Here is a 2,969-nt window from a genome sequence, read left to right as displayed (position 1 = left end):
ACGGCTTTCTGGCGCGTGACGAAATGGTCCGGCTGATGGACGAGGGTGCCGCGGGCGAAATCTGCGGCTGGATGTTCGATGGCGAAGGCCGGATGATGTCCGGCAGTATCAACCAGCGGGTCGCCAGCGTGCCGCTGCCGTCGCGGCAAACCTCGATCGTCATCGGAATCGCCAAGGGCGAGCGAAAATATCAGGCGGTGAGGGCGGCTCTGAGGGGCCGGTTGATCAATGGCTTGATCACCGATGAAGCGACTGCTGAATTTTTGCTCAACGCCTGAGCGCATCTTCGGAAATTTCTCCAAACAAAATCAATGTGAAAGCTTCGCCCTGCCAGCGCGACAACAAATGTCCGTTGACTTTTTCCGCAAGTTTGTGAGTAATTGCCCAAGAGCAAGGCAAATGCTCATAACTCTTCTGGGAGGAAGAATATGAATTTGAGAACTTTTCTGCTGGGCGGTTGCTCGGCTCTCGTCGTTGCGGGCTTTGCCCAGGCGGAAACCCTCACCATCGCAACGGTGAACAATGGTGACATGGTGCGCATGCAGACGCTCACCGATGATTTCACCAAGGCAAATCCCGATATTCAGCTGGAATGGGTCACGCTCGAGGAAAACGTGCTGCGCGAGCGCGTCACCACGGATATCGCCACCAAGGGTGGCCAGTACGATATCCTGACCATCGGCACCTATGAGGTTCCGATCTGGGCGAAGCAGGGCTGGCTCCTGCCGCTCGACAATCTCGGCGCCGATTATGATGTCGACGATCTGCTCCCGGCCATCCGCTCGGGCCTCACCATGGACGACAAGCTTTACGCCGCGCCGTTCTATGGCGAAAGCTCGATGGTCATGTACCGCAAGGACCTGATCGAAAAGGCCGGGCTGACCATGCCCGACGCTCCGACCTGGGAGTTCATCAACGAAGCAGCCCGCAAGATGACCGACCGTGAGGCCGGCATCAACGGCATCTGCCTTCGCGGCAAGGCCGGCTGGGGCGAGAACATGGCCTTCCTGACCGCCACCTCGAACGCTTTTGGCGCGCGCTGGTTCGACGAGAACTGGAAGCCCCAGTTCGACCAGCCGGAATGGAAGAACACGCTCGACATGTATGTCAAGCTGATGAACGACGCCGGCCCGCAGGGCGCCTCGTCCAACGGTTTCAACGAAAACCTGGCGCTCTTCCAGCAGGGCAAGTGCGGCATGTGGATCGATGCGACGGTGGCAGCCTCCTTCGTCACCAACCCGAAGGACTCGACGGTCGCCGACAAGGTCGGCTTCGCGCTCGCTCCCGATACCGGCCTTGGCAAGCGCGGCAACTGGCTCTGGGCTTGGAACCTCGCCATCCCGGCAGGCACCCAGAAGGCGGAAGCGGCCGAGAAGTTCGTGTCCTGGGCAACCAGCAAGCACTATCTCGACCTGGTAGCCGAAAAGGAAGGCTGGGCAAACGTTCCTCCGGGCACGCGCACCTCGCTCTACGAAAACCCCAAATATCAGAAGGCCGCACCTTTCGCCAAGATGACGCTCGACAGCATCAATGCCGCCGACCCGAAGAACCCGTCGGTCAAGCCGGTGCCCTATGTCGGCGTCCAGTTCGTCGCCATTCCTGAATTCCAGGGGCTGGGTACCACTGTCGGACAGCTCTTCTCGGCGGCTCTGGCCGGCCAGATGAGCGTGGACGATGCGCTGGCGCAGGCACAGGACGTGGCCACCCGCGAAATGACTCGCGGCGGCTATATCAAGTAAGCTCCTTCCCAAGGAAGGGCACCGCGGATCCTCGTCCGGGATGCCCAACTGAACCTGGCGTCGATCGCCACGGGGCTTACCCCGTGACGGTTGACGCCAGGCCTTCGAAACGATGTCGGCGGCATGCTCGCGACCGCGGGCGGCGCGCTACCAGAGGGAGGGGATTGTTATGGCGACACAGAATACCCGGGCGCTGGCGCGCCTGATGATGGCCCCGTCGGTCGGGCTGCTTCTGATCTGGATGATCGTTCCGCTGACCATGACGCTGTGGTTCTCGTTCCAGAACTACAATCTGCTCAATCCGGGCAATGTCAGCTTCGCCGGCCTTTTCAACTACCAGTATTTCTACACCGATCCCGCCTTCTTCCAGTCGATCTGGAACACGCTGCTCATCGTCGTCGGCGTGTTGATGATCACGGTGATCGGCGGCATCGCGATCGCGCTGTTGCTCGACCAGCCGATGTTCGGCCAAGGCATCGTGCGGATCATGATCATCTCGCCCTTCTTCGTCATGCCGCCGGTCGCGGCGCTGGTGTGGAAGAACATGATCATGCATCCCGGCTACGGCGTCTTTGCGGATTTCAGTCGTGCTCTCGGGCTGCAGCCGGTGGACTGGTTCGCGCAATATCCGTTGTTTTCGATCATCATCATCGTCGCCTGGCAGTGGCTGCCCTTCGCAACGCTCATCCTCTTGACCGCGCTGCAATCGCTCGACGGCGAGCAGAAGGAAGCGGCCGAAATGGACGGCGCCAATTTCGTCAATCGCTTCATCTACCTGACGCTGCCGCATCTGGCCCGCTCGGTTACCGTCGTCATTCTCATCCAGACGATCTTCCTGCTCGGCGTCTATGCGGAAATCCTCGTCACCACCAATGGCGGCCCGGGCTATGCATCGACGAACCTGCCGTTCCTGATCTACCGCACCGCGCTTCTCGGCTACGACGTCGGCGGCGCTTCGGCGGGCGGCATCATCGCAGTCATCCTCGCCAATATCGTCGCCATCTTCCTGATGCGCGCCGTTGGCAAGAACCTCGACAGATAGGGGAGAAGACCATGGCCCGCGCAGTCTCTAAGAGAAGAACCGCCATCGTCACGATCGCCGCGTGGATCGTCGCGCTGATCATCTTCTTTCCGATCCTTTATACGATCATCACCTCGTTCAAGTCCGAGACCGAGGCGATCCAAGGGTTCAGCCTGATCCCCTCGGGCACGATCGAAAGCTATGTCGCC

3 protein-coding genes and 1 pseudogene are annotated in these 2,969 nt (G+C 60.3%); all 4 read left to right on the top strand.

The genetic code is table 11. The annotated features are described in order from the left end of the window. On the top strand, positions 1-278 hold a 278-nt coding region (locus VL202_RS14035; protein ID WP_325464724.1), incomplete at its 5' end, for a sugar-binding domain-containing protein. Positions 279-428: 150 nt separating this feature from the next. Continuing rightward, positions 429-1,739, top strand: coding sequence for a sugar ABC transporter substrate-binding protein (locus VL202_RS14030; protein ID WP_325464723.1), 1,311 nt, complete (start codon positions 429-431; stop codon positions 1,737-1,739). A 169-nt stretch (positions 1,740-1,908) separates the two neighbouring features. Next, the gene (locus VL202_RS14025) at positions 1,909-2,781 is read left to right on the top strand and encodes a carbohydrate ABC transporter permease (protein ID WP_056334084.1); all 873 of its coding nucleotides are present in this window, start codon (positions 1,909-1,911) and stop codon (positions 2,779-2,781) included. Positions 2,782-2,792: 11 nt separating this feature from the next. Further along, positions 2,793-2,969 (top strand): annotated as a pseudogene (locus VL202_RS14020) (carbohydrate ABC transporter permease); the annotation flags it as partial.

Origin of the sequence: Pararhizobium sp. (genome assembly GCF_035497515.1) — a bacterium.
Classification (GTDB): Bacteria; Pseudomonadota; Alphaproteobacteria; order Rhizobiales; family Rhizobiaceae; genus Pararhizobium.
Note: the sequence above shows the minus strand (reverse complement) of the source record. Positions and strands in the feature narration are given on the sequence as shown.